This is a genomic window from Hyphomicrobium sp. CS1BSMeth3, from assembly GCF_900117415.1.
Classification (GTDB): domain Bacteria; phylum Pseudomonadota; class Alphaproteobacteria; order Rhizobiales; family Hyphomicrobiaceae.
Window position 1 is genome coordinate 1,029,758 of record NZ_FPEI01000004.1, and the last position, 12,525, is coordinate 1,042,282.

Below are 12,525 nucleotides of genomic sequence, written 5' to 3' on the forward strand. Positions count from 1 at the left end.
TAAGGCGGCCACCAAATTGAGATGGCCGCCCAGCCGTGAACCTCAGGCCGCGCGCAGGCGGCCGGCGAGACCATCCTCGATGAGACGCCGGGTTTCCGGGACGCCGTAAAGCGCGATGAAAGAACCGAAACGCGGCCCCTGCGACTGGCCGAGCAACACTTCGTAGATGGCGCGGAACCAGTCGCGCAGCGTGTCCTTGTCGTAGCCGTTCGCCTTGCCCGCTTCGTAGACAATATTCTGCAAAGTTTCGGCATCGGCCTCTGCGGGCGCCTCGGCGAGCGCCTGATCGAGCGCCTGAAGCGCCGCGGCCTCGGTTGCAGTCGGCGCGCGAAACTTCTTTTCCGGCTTTACGAAGTCCTCGTAGTAGCGCACCGCATAGCCAACGAGCTTGTCGAGCAGCGGATAGCGCTCGGGGCTCGCGCCCGGCACATGGCGCTTGATGAAGCCCCAGAGCACGCCCGCGTCATGCGCGTTCGACGCCGAGACGAGGTTCAGGAGCAGCGCAAACGAGATCGGCAGCTCGGCCGCGGGCGGATGGCCCGTGTGGATGTGCCATACGGGATTGTCGAGCCGCTGCTTCGGCGGCTCCGAATGGTACTTGCCGAGAAACGTCAGGTACTCGTCGACCGCACGCGGGATCACATCGAAGTACAGGCGCTTCGCCGTCTTCGGCTTCTGGTACATGAAGAGTGAGAGGCTCTCCGGGCTCGCGTACGTGAGCCACTCCTCAATGGAGAGACCATTGCCCTTGGTCTTGGAGATCTTCTGGCCCTTGTCGTCGAGGAAAAGCTCGTAGTTGAAGCCCTCGGGCGGCGTGCTGCCGAGCGCGCGGCAGATCTTCGAGGACAGCGTGACCGAGTCGATCAGGTCCTTGCCGGCCATTTCGTAATCGACGCCGAGCGCGACCCAACGTAGCGCCCAGTCGGCCTTCCACTGGCACTTGACGGCACCGCCCGTGACCTTCGTCTCGACCTTCTCGCCCGTATCGGGATCGATGTAGACGACCGTGCCGGCCTTCGCGTTGCGCTCGATCATCGGCACCTGGAGCACGCGGCCCGTGCGCGGCGAGATCGGCAGGAAGGGCGAGTAGGTCGCGCGGCGCTCCGGCCCGAGCGTCGGCAGGATGATGTCCATGACCTGGTCATAGACCTCGAGCATCCGCAGCAGCGTCGCATCCATGGCGCCCGACTTGTAGGTCGTCGTCGCGGACATGAACTCGTACTCGAAGCCGAACTGGTCGAGGAAGGCGCGCAGCCGCGCGTTATTATGGTGCGCAAAGCTCTCGTGCGTGCCGAAGGGATCGGGCACGCTCGTCAGCGGCTTCTCCAGATTGGCCGTGAGCAGATCGCCGTTCGGCACATTGCCGGGGACCTTGCGCAGGCCGTCCATGTCATCGGAGAAGCAGACGAGCCGCGTCTTGACGCGCCCCTCGGTCAGCACCTCGAAGGCGTGGCGGACCATGCTCGTGCGCGCGACCTCGCCGAACGTGCCGATATGCGGCAGGCCCGAGGGACCATAGCCGGTCTCGAACAGGACGGGCGTCTCCGTATCCCGCTTGAGCCGGTCGAGCCGGGCGATCAGCCTCCGGGCCTCCTCGAAAGGCCAGGCGCGGCAGGCGTGCGCGACCGCGATCTCGTCGGGGTTGATCCCCAGATGGGTATTCGGAATGGTCATGACGGCGTGCGGCGGCGCAGCAGGCACCGCCCTCTCCCTGGGGCCTCGGACAGGTGGCGAACCCTATGGACGTGAGGGCGTGGCGTCAACGCTTCGCGCGGATCTCGTCGGAATGTCCATGGGTGTTCCTCATGGGCCCCCGACGGCCTAAGCTCGGCCCAAACAGGTGCAGCAGGCACCGTCTCGACCTCGGGAGGACTTCCATGCGCGACTACCAGACCGTTCATCGGGAAATGTCGGTGGCTTCGGCCGAGAAGGACCTTCTCCAGGGCCGGCTCGATGCGGGCCTCAATGCGGCAATCGAGTGCTGCGACCGGTGGGCGTCAGGTGGCCACGTCGCGCTCGAATGGATCGGCCGCGAAATGCAGCGCGAGACGGTCACCTTCGAGACGCTGAAGGCGGACTCGGAGCGGTTCGCCAGCCTGCTGAAAAAACGCGGCATCGGCAAAGGCGACATCGTTGCCGGCCTGCTGCCCCGCATTCCCGAGCTGCTGACGGTCGTGCTCGGCACCTGGCGCGCGGGCGCCGTCTATCAGCCGCTGTTCACCGCCTTCGGCCCCAAGGCCATCGAAACGCGCATTGTCGGCGACAGCGGCAGCGGCGCGAAGCTCGTCATCACCGACCGTGCGAACCGCTCGAAGCTCGATGACGTGCAGGGCTGCCCGCCGATCATCGAGGTCGACAGAACCGGCGCCACGCCCGGCACGCTCCCGCGCATTCTGGCCGACGAGCCGACCGGCACGGCGCCGCTCATGCTCCAGGGCGATGATCCGTTCGTGCTGCTCTACACGTCCGGCACGACGGGCAAACCCAAGGCCGTACTCTATCCGCTCGCCATGCTGCTGCCGGTCGGCATCTACATGCGCGATGCGATCGATCTTCGCGCAGAGGACAATTACTGGAATATCGCCGATCCAGGCTGGGCCTATGGAATGCTTTACGCCCTGATCGGCCCGCTCCTGCTCGGCCACACGACGACCTTCTACGAGGGCGGCTTCACGGTCGAAGCGACCATGCGGATCGTGCGCGATCTGCGGATCACGAATTTCGCGGGCGCACCGACGGCCTATCGGCTGCTCATGGCCGCCGGACCCGAGGCGGCGAAAGTCGCGGCCGGCACGCTGCGCGTTGCCTCGAGCGCGGGCGAGCCGCTGAACCCCGAAGTGGCGCGATGGGCGAAGAGCGCGCTCAACGTGCCGCTGAAGGATCACTACGGGCAGACCGAGACGGCCATGCTCGTCAACAACCACCACGCCATCCAGCACGCCGAGAAAGAGAGCTCGGCCGGCTATGCCATGCCGGGCTTCCATCTTGAAGTGCTCGGCGAAGACCTGAAGCCCGCAGCCACAAGCACGCCCGGCATTCTCGCCGTGGACATGAGCCGTTCGCCGCTCAATACCTTCAGGGGCTACTGGCGCGCCGAGACGCCGGCCATCCAGGGCAACTGGTATCTCACCGGCGACACCATGATGCGCGATGCCGACGGCCACTTCTTCTTCGTCGGCCGCAGCGACGACATCATCACGTCCGCCGGCTACCGCATCGGCCCCTTCGATGTCGAAAGCGCGCTCATCGAGCATCCCGCCGTCGCCGAGGTCGGCGTGATCGGCAAGCCCGACCCGGAGCGCACCGAGATCGTGAAGGCCTTCATCGTGCTCAAGGCCGGGCACAGCGGCTCACCGGAGCTGACCGCGGAATTGCAGGAGCACGTGCGCCGCCGCCTCGCGACCCACGCCTTCCCGCGCGAAATCGCTTATCTCGCCGAGCTTCCGAAGACCCCGAGCGGCAAGATCCAGCGGTTCATCCTGCGGCAGATGAGCTAGTGGCCGAGCAGCGACGGTGATGCGTGCGGAACCCACCTGGGGCATATTGGTGAAATAAGCGGAACTTCATTTCACCCTGGAGGGGCGCTTCATGGAATTCGATTTCGAGCGCATGAGTCCAACGGATTGCTTCACCTTCCTCACCAGCACCGTCGTACCGCGCCCCATCGCCCTGATCACGACCACATCGCCGACGGGTGCCTGCAATGCGGCGCCCTATACCTTCTTCAGCATCGCGGGTATCGATCCGCCCGTCGTGACCGTCACCGTTCTGCCGACGCCTGATGGCCAGATGAAAGATACCGGGCGCAACATTCTCGCCACCGGCGAGTTCGTGGTGAACCTCGTCTCGGAAGACCTGGCCGAGGCGATGAACATTACCTGCATCGACGCCCCCCAGGATGTGGATGAGCTCGTGCTCGCAGGCCTCGAAGCCGGGCCCTCGATCAAGGTGCGGCCGCCTCGAATTGTGGCGAGCCCCGTATCGCTCGAATGCCGGATCCACAGTTCGGTGCCGCTGAGCCCCAACCAGGTGCTCATCGTCGGCCGCATTGTCCAGGCGCACGTCGCGGACAGGTTTGTGATCAGTCCGCGTGAGCCCCTGCTCGATACGCCCGCCTTTCGGCTGATCGGCGGGATGCACGGGGCCCGGTGGTACACGCGGACGAACGACCTCTTCGAGATGGAGCGCCCCACCTGGGCCAATTGGAAGGTACAACGCTGAGTGGCAAACGCTGCCCTCCCATGACTTTTCGGCAACCACGCCGCTGACGGCGCGTTCATCAACCAAGGCATAGGCCCCTTCCCGCCCTGGCCTTGCGCGGGCCTGGGGCTTCGCGGTATGGCTGCGGCCCATATTGCCGCGCGTCGGAGGCGCGTTTCCGGGCATTTTCCCGCCTCCGTTGCACAGCATCCTCGACGGCGCCGCAAGGCCGCCGACCGTTTCCAACACCATCCACGCGGGAGCAGAGCCATGGCCGTAAAAGTCGCTATCAACGGGTTCGGACGGATCGGGCGCAATATCCTGCGCGCCATCGTCGAGAGCGGTCGCAAGGACATCCAGGTCGTCGCCATCAACGACCTCGGCCCGGTCGAGACCAACGCCCACCTCATGCGCTTCGACAGCGTGCACGGCCGCTTCCCCGGCGAGGTGAAAGTTTCGGGCGACACGATCGACGTCGGCACCGGCCCGATCAAGGTCACGGCCGTGCGCAATCCGGCTGAGCTCCCGCACAAGGATCTCGGCGTTGAGATCGCGCTCGAGTGCACGGGCATCTTCACGTCGAAGGAAAAGGCCTCGGCGCATCTCACGGCCGGCGCCAAGCGCGTCATCGTTTCGGCGCCCGCCGACAACGCCGATCTCACGGTCGTCTACGGCGTGAACCACGACAAGCTGACGAAGGATCATCTCGTCATCTCGAATGCCTCGTGCACGACGAACTGCCTGGCGCCCGTCGCCAAGGTGCTGAACGACGCCGTCGGCATCGAGAAGGGCTTCATGACGACCATCCACGCCTACACGGGCGACCAGCCGACGCTCGACACCATGCACAAGGATCTCTATCGCGCACGCGCTGCCGCGCTCTCGATGATCCCGACCTCGACGGGTGCTGCCAAGGCCGTCGGCCTCGTGCTGCCTGAGCTCAATGGCAAGCTCGATGGCGTCTCGATCCGCGTGCCGACGCCGAACGTGTCGGTCGTCGATCTCAAGTTCGTGGCGAAGCGCGCGACGACAGTGAAGGAGATCAACGAGGCCGTGCAGGCCGCCGCCGCGAAGGGCCCGCTCAAGGGTATTCTCGGCGTCACGAGCCAGCCGAACGTCTCGATCGACTTCAATCACGATCCGCATTCCTCGACCTTCGCCCTCGATCAGACGAAGGTCATGGACGGCAATCTCGTGCGCATCCTCACCTGGTACGACAACGAGTGGGGCTTCTCGAACCGCATGAGCGACACCGCGGTCGCCCTGGCGAAGCTGATCTAGCGATCAATTTCTGCAATAGAATTTCGCTGCGCTTCTGATCGACGTGCGATCGCCTCCCCCGGCGGTCGCACGTTTTGCTTTTTGCATCCGTCGACTGAGCGTACGGAAATCCCCGGAAACAAGGCATTTCCTGCATTCTCGGCCGGGCGCGGCCAAGGCATGGCCGGCGAGACGGCGTCGCGGCTCATGCTGCGCTGCACAACACGCGCTGCCGTTCGCGACCAGCGAAGCCGTCTTGATCGAAGATCAAAATAATGAGACCTTTCTTCTCGCATCGCAGACCTTCCCGGGTGGGTGGCCGCGACGCGAAACAAGTGATCGCGCGAGAGCGAGCCGGCACACTGAGAACGCTGGCCGCGCGCAAGCAGGGAGGTACCCTACCTATGTCGATCCGCAATTTTGCGGTGGGCGCTGCGTGCGCGCTCGCTCTCGGTGTCTCGGCCTTCGCGCCGGCCGTGCTCGCGCAGGACAAGCCGATCAAGATCCGCATCCAGTCGGTGATCCCGACCTCGGCCGACGAAGTCACCATGCTCAAGGACTTCGCCGCCGACGTCGCCGCGCTGACGAACAACACCGTGACGATGGAAGTCCTGCCGGCGGGCGCGGTCGTCGCCGTCAACGACACGCTCGACGCCGTCGACAAGGGCCTCATCGAAGGCGGCTTCGCCTGGACGCACTACTGGTCGGGCAAGCATCCGGCCGCGACGCTGTTCGGCTCGCCGGCCGCCGGCTCGGGCGTCGGGCTCGACAATCTCGCCTGGCTCGCCTGGTTCCAGTACGGCGGCGGCAAGGAGCTCTATGACGAGCTCTGGAAAGAGATGAAGGTCAATGTGAAGGGCTTCATCCTTCAGCCGGTCGGCCCGGAGGCGCTCGGCTGGTTCAAGAACCCGATCAAGGATATGGCGGACTTCCGGAAGCTGCGCTTCCGAACACCGCCCGGCATTCCCGGCCAGATCTACCGCGATATCGGCGTCGCCTCGGTCGCCATGGGCGGCGGCGACATCCTGCCGGCCCTCGAGAAGGGCGTGATCGATGCTGCCGAGTGGTGCTGCCCGAAGCCGGACATGGTCTTCGGCTTCCAGAAGGTGCTGAAGCACTACTATCTCGAAGGTCTGCACCAGAACGTCGTGAACGCCGACATGTACCTCAACGGTGATGTCTGGAAGCGCATGTCGCCGCATCAGCAGAAGGCCATGGAGGTCGCTGCCAACGCCGCGCTCATGAAGGCCCACTCCTACCGCATTTCCGAGAACGGCAAGGCGCTCAAGGAGCTGACCGAGAAGCACGGCGTGCAGATCCATGCAACGCCCGACGCCTACTTCAAGGAGTACGGCGAGGCCGCCAAGAAGGCCTTCGAGAAGCACGCCTCCGAAAACCCGTTCTTCAAGAAGGTATGGGACAGCCAGCGGAACTTTGCCGACGTCGCGATCCCGTTCTGGGCCCGCGCGCAGAAGGCCAATGCCGGCCTCACCGGCGCCTACGCGGCCTCTCTCGAGAAGAAATAGCGCATGAGCGGCGGCTGCGGGTACTCCGCAGTCGCCGGAAACTTTGGCTGCCGGCGCGTCTCGATTGTGCCGGCTCCTGTGAGCGATGCGCTGCGCGCGATCCGAGGGCGTGCGAGGGGGTGGGCGAATGTCCAAGGGACCAGAGGCGACGCCGGAGCTTAACGACGAGCTCATTGCGAGCCGTCGGGAAGGCGGTGGGTTGCCTTCCGACATGCCGCGCTGGATGGCCGGCACGATCACGGCAATCGACACGCTGAACCTTTGGGCCGGGCGCATTTTCGCCTGGCTCACCGTGCCGCTGATCTTCGCAATGATGTACGAGGTCATTGCGCGCTACGTCTTCACGGCGCCGACCGTGTGGGCCTACGACATGAGCCGCTTTCTCTATGGCGCCATGTTCGTCCTCGGCGCCGGCTACGCCCTCTCCAAAGGCGTGCACATCCGCTCGGATTTTCTCTACCGCAACTGGTCGGCCCGCACGCAAGGCACGGTCGATCTCGTGCTCTATATCGTCTTCTTCTTCCCGACGATGATCATCCTGCTCTGGGTCTGCAGTGACTGGGCGCTGACCTCGCTCGTGCGCGGAGAGCGCGGCATGGATACGGCCTGGGCGCCGCTTCTGGGCCCGGTTCGCATGTCGCTTCCCATCGGCATCGCGCTCCTGACCCTGCAGGGCTTCGCAGAAACACTCAGAGCCGCCTACGCGGCCAAACACGGAAAGTGGCCTGGCGCATGACCCCCGAGCTCATCGGACTGTTGATGGTCGGGGCGATGCTGTTCGCCATCTTCATCGGCTTCCCGATCTCCTTCACGCTGCTCTTTCTCGGCATCGTCTTCGGGTACTGGGGCTTCGGTCCGCTGGTGTTCTACCTGCTGACGCTCCAGTTCAACGCGACCATGATGGAGCAGACGCTCGCCGCCGTCCCGCTCTTCATCTTCATGGGCGTGATGATGGAGCAGGCGAACCTCATGGAGCGCCTGTTCAGCAGCGTCCAGAAGCTGCTCGCGAACGTGCGCGGGTCGCTCTATCTCGCCGTGATGTTCGTTGCGACGATCTTCGCCGCGGCAACCGGAATCGTCGGCGCCTCCGTCACCATTCTCGGCATCATGGCCGGGCAGCCGATGATCCGATCGGGCTACGATGTGCGCCTCTCGTCGGGCCTCATCGCGGCCGGCGGCACGCTCGGCATTCTCATCCCGCCGAGCATCATGCTCGTCGTCATGGGGCCGGTGCTCGAAGTGCCGGTGACGACGCTCTTCGCTGCGGCGATCCTGCCGGGCCTGCTGCTCGCAACGCTGTTCACCTGCTATGCGATGTTCCGCTGCTGGCTCAATCCGGCACTCGGGCCGCCTCTCCCGGAAGAGCTCCGCGCGAAGAGCATGAGCGAGGTCTGGTCCGATTTCTTCGCGGGCCTCGTGCCGCCTGCTGCCCTCGTCATGGCCGCGCTCGGCAGCATCATCTTCGGCCTCGCCACGCCAACGGAGGGCGCGGGCTTCGGCGCCGCCGGCGCGCTGGTGCTCGCGGCCGTCTATGGACGCCTCACGTTCCGGAATTTCTCCGACGCCCTGATCAAGACGCTCGAGATCTCGGTGCTGATCCTGTTCCTCGTCGCCGCATCGAACTTCTTCGGCGCCGTGTTCGCCCGCCTCGGCACGCCGACCATGCTGACCGAGGCGCTGCTCCAGCTCGAGCTCAACCGCTACGTCCTCCTCTTCATCATCATGGCGGTGATCTTCGTGCTCGGCTGGCCGCTCGAGTGGGTGCCGATCGTCCTCATTGTGGTGCCGTTCCTGCTGCCGCTCGTGGACAAGCTCGGCTTCGACAAGACCTGGTTCGGCATCCTGATCGCGGTGAACCTGCAGACCGCTTGGCTGTCTCCGCCCGTCGCGCTATCCGCCTACTTCCTGAAAGGCGTGGTGCCGGAATGGTCTCTGAGCGACATTTACAAGGGCATGATGCAGTTCATGGGGCTCCAGCTTCTGGCGCTGATCCTGATCATCCTCTTCCCCTCGATTGCGCTCTGGCTTCCCGAGTTCCTTTACGGGCGGTAAACGGCCGCCCCTAGCCCCGCGCCGCGTCGCGTGATGATCGGGAAATTCGCCTCATCTCGCGGCCCGGTACCGAGCGAATTTCTCGATCTGAAGCACGCGAGCAGGTTTGTGCTTCTAGTGTCCCTATTGTTTCCGAAGTTCGCTCAGAACGCCGGCATCGGGGTGGGGCGAACTTCGGAATCGGGACACTAGCGCCTTGACTTCCGGGGGCGAAAGGCGCCATCGATCCGTCCGAAATCGGACCTATAACCCCAAACGCGATTACTGGGTCGGAATGCCGTCGCCCGGCTCTGTGGTGAAACCACAGGCCGGGGTGCGCGTTCCTGACGAGGAAAACGATCATATGATGCTGCCGAAGCCCCGCCCCGACCTGAAACCCAATACGCCCGAGTTCGAAACCCTGCCCCTCGTGAAGCCGACCGGCTTTCGCGAGTATGACGCGCGCTGGCTCTTTCCCAATGAGATCAACCTCATGGGTCTCAATGCCATCGGGCTCGGGCTTGCGGCGCTCTTCCGCCGGCGCGGCGTGCCGCTGCGCATCGTGACGGGCCACGATTATCGCTCCTACTCCGCCTCAGTGAAGCAGGCGCTGATCACCGGCCTCCTCGCGGGCGGCACCGAGGTGCACGACATCGGCCTCGCGCTCTCGCCTATGGCCTACTTCGCGCAGTTCGATCTCGATGTGCCGGGCGTCGCCATGGTCACGGCGAGCCACAACGACAATGGCTGGACCGGCATCAAGATGGGCCTCGCCCGGCCGCTCACGTTCGGCCCCGACGACATGAGCGAGCTGAAGGAGATCGTGCTCTCCGGCAACTATGACGCCCCCGGCGGCGGCCGCTATATCTTCGTGCCCGACATGGCCGAGCGCTACATGAAGGCGCTGGCGAACCGGCCGAAGCTGAAGCGCAAGCTGAAGGTCGTGTGCGCGTGCGGCAACGGCACGGCCGGCGCCTTTGCCCCGAAAGTGCTGGAGGCCCTCGGCTGCGAGGTCGTCCCGCTCGACTGCAATCTCGACCACAGCTTCCCGCGCTACAACCCCAATCCCGAAGACCTCGAGATGCTGCACGCCATGAGCGCGGCCGTGCTCGAGCATAAGGCCGATGTCGGCCTCGGCTTCGACGGTGACGGCGATCGCTGCGGCGTCGTCGACAACGAGGGCCACGAGATCTTCGCCGACAAGGTCGGCGTCATGCTTGCGCGTGACCTCTCGGCCCTGCATCCGAACGCGGTCTTCGTCGCTGACGTCAAGTCGACCGGCCTCTTCCTGACCGATCCCGTGCTCAAGAAGAACGGCGCCAAGGCCCTCTACTGGAAGACCGGCCACTCCTACATGAAGCGCTACACGCACGAGCAGAAGGCGCTCGTCGGCTTCGAGAAGTCGGGCCACTTCTTCTTCCAGCCGCCGCTCGGGCGCGGCTATGACGACGGTCTCGTCGCGGCGCTGGCCGTTTGTGACATGCTCGACCGGAGTCCGAGCAAGACCATGGCCGATCTCCAGCGCGACCTGCCGCAGACCTGGCAGTCGCCGACCATGTCGCCCCACTGCGCCGACGAGAAAAAATACGGCATCGTCGAGAAGATGGTGAAAACCTACCAGGATGCGGCCGCCAAGGGCGAGAAGATCGCCGGCCAGGCGATCCGCGACCTCATCACCGTCAACGGCGTGCGCGTGGTGCTGGAGGACGGCACCTGGGGTCTCGTCAGGGCTTCGTCCAACAAGCCCGAGCTGGTCGTGGTCGTCGAGAGCCCGACCTCCGAGGCGGCCCAGCGCGCCATTTTCGCCGACATCGACGGGCGGCTGCGCGCCTTCCCCGAAGTCGGCGAATATAATCAGAAAATCTGAGCCCCGGCGGGCCGCCGCGGCCCGCCCCTTCGGCAAGTCACAACTTCGTGCGGTGCGGCATCCGGCCTGCAGGGCTGCATGGCGGCTGGCGGTCTTTGACTGTGATCGCCGATGGTGTAGCAAAAGAAGCCATGGAACGCACCGCCACGCGCCCGACGACGCTGACGACGCTGCCGAACGTCCTGACCTACGGGCGGATTGTTGCCGTACCGCTGATGGCAGCGTGTTTCCTCCTGCTCGAAGGCGACAATGCCCATTGGGCCGCCCTCTCGATCTTCACGCTTGCCTGCCTGACCGACTGGCTCGACGGCTATCTCGCGCGCATTCTCGCGCAGCAGTCGACCCTCGGGCGGATGCTCGACCCGATCGCCGACAAGCTGCTGGTCGGCACCGCGCTCCTGCTGCTCGTCAATGACGGGACCATCGACTACATCACCATCTGGGCGGCCATCATTATTCTCTGCCGCGAGATCCTCGTCTCGGGCCTGCGCGAGTACCTGGCCGAGCTGAACGTCAAGGTGCACGTCACGCGCCTCGCCAAGTGGAAGACCACCGTGCAGATGCTGGCCCTCGGCGTGCTTCTGGCTGGCCCGGCAGGCGAAAAGCTCATTTCGGGCGTGACGCTGACCGGCACCATGCTTTTGTGGGCAGCGGCCCTGTTGACGCTCTGGACCGGCTACGACTACCTCAAGGCCGCAGTGCGCCACGCCATAGACAATTGAAGTTTTCCTTCTCCCCGTTCTTACGGGGAGAAGGTTAGGATGAGGGGCGGCGGCATACGCAAGCGCTTGCGCAAACTCCCGCCCCTCACCCCGGCCCTCTCCCCATTGAAGGAATGGGGAGAGGGGGAAGGAAGTCCATGACCGTAACACTTCGCTATTTCGCCTGGCTGCGCGAACGGGTCGGCCGCTCCGAGGAGGTGCTGGACGTCCCGCGCGGGGTCACGACCGTCGCCGATCTCATCGGATGGCTGCAAACGCGCGGTCCCGAGTATGCCTCGGCCTTCGAGCGCGCCGAGGTCATCCGCGCCGCCATCGACCACGCCCACGTCCGCCAGGAAGCCCCCATTGCCGGCGCGCGCGAGATCGGCTTCTTCCCGCCCGTCACGGGAGGATGAGCTAATGAGCGTCTCCGTCCAGGCCGAGGATTTCGATATCACTCGCGAGGTCGCGGCCCTCACGAGCGGCCGCACGGACATCGGCGCGATCGTCACGTTCACGGGCACCGTACGCGGGAAGAATGAGGGCGCGGAACTCTCCTCCATGACGCTCGAGCACTATCCCGGCATGACCGAGGCGGAGCTTGCCCGCGTCGAGGCCGAGGCGCACGCCCGCTGGCCGCTGCAGGGAACGCGCATCGTCCATCGCATCGGTACGCTCGCACCCGGCGAGAACATCGTGCTGGTCGTCACGGCATCAGCGCACAGGCACGCCGCATTCGAGGCCGCCGCCTACCTCATGGACTACCTCAAATCCCGCGCCCCCTTCTGGAAGAAGGAAACGGACGCGAGCGGCGCCGGCCGCTGGGTCGATGCGCGCGAGAGCGATGACGCCGCGCTTGAGCGGTGGAAGGCGCGCTAGAGTCCAAAAAAGAGGGGGTCCGGGGGATACTTCCCCCGGCGGGGGTGCGGGGCGCGAGCCC

The 12,525-nt window shown here is 65.1% G+C and carries 11 protein-coding genes; 10 read left to right on the plus strand and 1 reads right to left on the minus strand.

The features are described from left to right. Positions 1 to 42: 42 nt before the first annotated feature. A complete protein-coding gene (locus CS1BSM3_RS09115; RefSeq protein WP_072386776.1) occupies positions 43 to 1,674 on the minus strand; it encodes a lysine--tRNA ligase in 1,632 nt (543 codons plus the stop codon). Positions 1,675 to 1,877: 203 nt separating this feature from the next. On the opposite strand from CS1BSM3_RS09115, the gene CS1BSM3_RS09120 reads away from it, so the two are divergent. From CS1BSM3_RS09120 to moaE, 10 genes are all read left to right on the plus strand, one after another. Then, entirely contained in the window at positions 1,878 to 3,497 is a 1,620-nt protein-coding gene (locus tag CS1BSM3_RS09120; protein ID WP_072386653.1) for an AMP-binding protein, read from the plus strand. 91 nt (positions 3,498 to 3,588) lie between these two features. After that, positions 3,589 to 4,221, plus strand: coding sequence for a flavin reductase family protein (locus CS1BSM3_RS09125; RefSeq protein ID WP_072386654.1), 633 nt, complete (start codon positions 3,589 to 3,591; stop codon positions 4,219 to 4,221). Between the two features lie 249 nt (positions 4,222 to 4,470). Continuing rightward, positions 4,471 to 5,481 carry a type I glyceraldehyde-3-phosphate dehydrogenase gene (gene gap / locus CS1BSM3_RS09130; RefSeq protein WP_072386655.1) on the plus strand — a complete coding sequence of 337 codons (1,011 nt, stop codon included), beginning with the start codon at positions 4,471 to 4,473 and terminating at the stop codon, positions 5,479 to 5,481. Positions 5,482 to 5,864: 383 nt separating this feature from the next. Beyond that, positions 5,865 to 6,986: a TRAP transporter substrate-binding protein gene (locus tag CS1BSM3_RS09135; protein WP_072386656.1), complete on the plus strand. Its 1,122-nt coding sequence runs from the start codon at positions 5,865 to 5,867 to the stop codon at positions 6,984 to 6,986. 127 nt (positions 6,987 to 7,113) lie between these two features. Continuing rightward, entirely contained in the window at positions 7,114 to 7,722 is a 609-nt protein-coding gene (locus CS1BSM3_RS09140) for a TRAP transporter small permease subunit (protein WP_072386657.1), read from the plus strand. Beyond that, positions 7,719 to 9,038: a TRAP transporter large permease gene (locus CS1BSM3_RS09145; protein WP_072386777.1), complete on the plus strand. Its 1,320-nt coding sequence runs from the start codon at positions 7,719 to 7,721 to the stop codon at positions 9,036 to 9,038. The genes CS1BSM3_RS09140 and CS1BSM3_RS09145 overlap by 4 nt, the downstream gene beginning before the upstream one ends. Before the next feature lie 346 nt (positions 9,039 to 9,384). Next, complete coding sequence (locus tag CS1BSM3_RS09150; protein WP_072386778.1) at positions 9,385 to 10,884, plus strand: phosphomannomutase/phosphoglucomutase; 1,500 nt, start codon at positions 9,385 to 9,387, stop codon at positions 10,882 to 10,884. A 131-nt stretch (positions 10,885 to 11,015) separates the two neighbouring features. Further along, positions 11,016 to 11,606 carry a CDP-diacylglycerol--glycerol-3-phosphate 3-phosphatidyltransferase gene (gene pgsA, locus CS1BSM3_RS09155; protein ID WP_072386658.1) on the plus strand — a complete coding sequence of 197 codons (591 nt, stop codon included), beginning with the start codon at positions 11,016 to 11,018 and terminating at the stop codon, positions 11,604 to 11,606. 137 nt (positions 11,607 to 11,743) lie between these two features. Next, positions 11,744 to 12,001: a molybdopterin converting factor subunit 1 gene (gene moaD / locus CS1BSM3_RS09160; protein ID WP_072386659.1), complete on the plus strand. Its 258-nt coding sequence runs from the start codon at positions 11,744 to 11,746 to the stop codon at positions 11,999 to 12,001. 4 nt (positions 12,002 to 12,005) lie between these two features. After that, positions 12,006 to 12,464 carry a molybdopterin synthase catalytic subunit MoaE gene (moaE, locus tag CS1BSM3_RS09165; RefSeq protein WP_072386660.1) on the plus strand — a complete coding sequence of 153 codons (459 nt, stop codon included), beginning with the start codon at positions 12,006 to 12,008 and terminating at the stop codon, positions 12,462 to 12,464. The last annotated feature ends 61 nt before the right edge of the window (positions 12,465 to 12,525 follow it).

Coding starts and splice junctions, on each gene's coding strand:
- CS1BSM3_RS09150 (WP_072386778.1), top strand. CDS start 9,385: ATGCTGCCGAAGCCCCGCCCCGACCTGAAACCCAATACGCCCGAGTTC.
- CS1BSM3_RS09120 (WP_072386653.1), top strand. CDS start 1,878: ATGCGCGACTACCAGACCGTTCATCGGGAAATGTCGGTGGCTTCGGCC.
- CS1BSM3_RS09140 (WP_072386657.1), top strand. CDS start 7,114: ATGTCCAAGGGACCAGAGGCGACGCCGGAGCTTAACGACGAGCTCATT.
- gap (WP_072386655.1), top strand. CDS start 4,471: ATGGCCGTAAAAGTCGCTATCAACGGGTTCGGACGGATCGGGCGCAAT.
- CS1BSM3_RS09115 (WP_072386776.1), bottom strand. CDS start 1,674: ATGACCATTCCGAATACCCATCTGGGGATCAACCCCGACGAGATCGCG.
- moaD (WP_072386659.1), top strand. CDS start 11,744: ATGACCGTAACACTTCGCTATTTCGCCTGGCTGCGCGAACGGGTCGGC.
- CS1BSM3_RS09125 (WP_072386654.1), top strand. CDS start 3,589: ATGGAATTCGATTTCGAGCGCATGAGTCCAACGGATTGCTTCACCTTC.
- CS1BSM3_RS09145 (WP_072386777.1), top strand. CDS start 7,719: ATGACCCCCGAGCTCATCGGACTGTTGATGGTCGGGGCGATGCTGTTC.
- moaE (WP_072386660.1), top strand. CDS start 12,006: ATGAGCGTCTCCGTCCAGGCCGAGGATTTCGATATCACTCGCGAGGTC.
- pgsA (WP_072386658.1), top strand. CDS start 11,016: ATGGAACGCACCGCCACGCGCCCGACGACGCTGACGACGCTGCCGAAC.
- CS1BSM3_RS09135 (WP_072386656.1), top strand. CDS start 5,865: ATGTCGATCCGCAATTTTGCGGTGGGCGCTGCGTGCGCGCTCGCTCTC.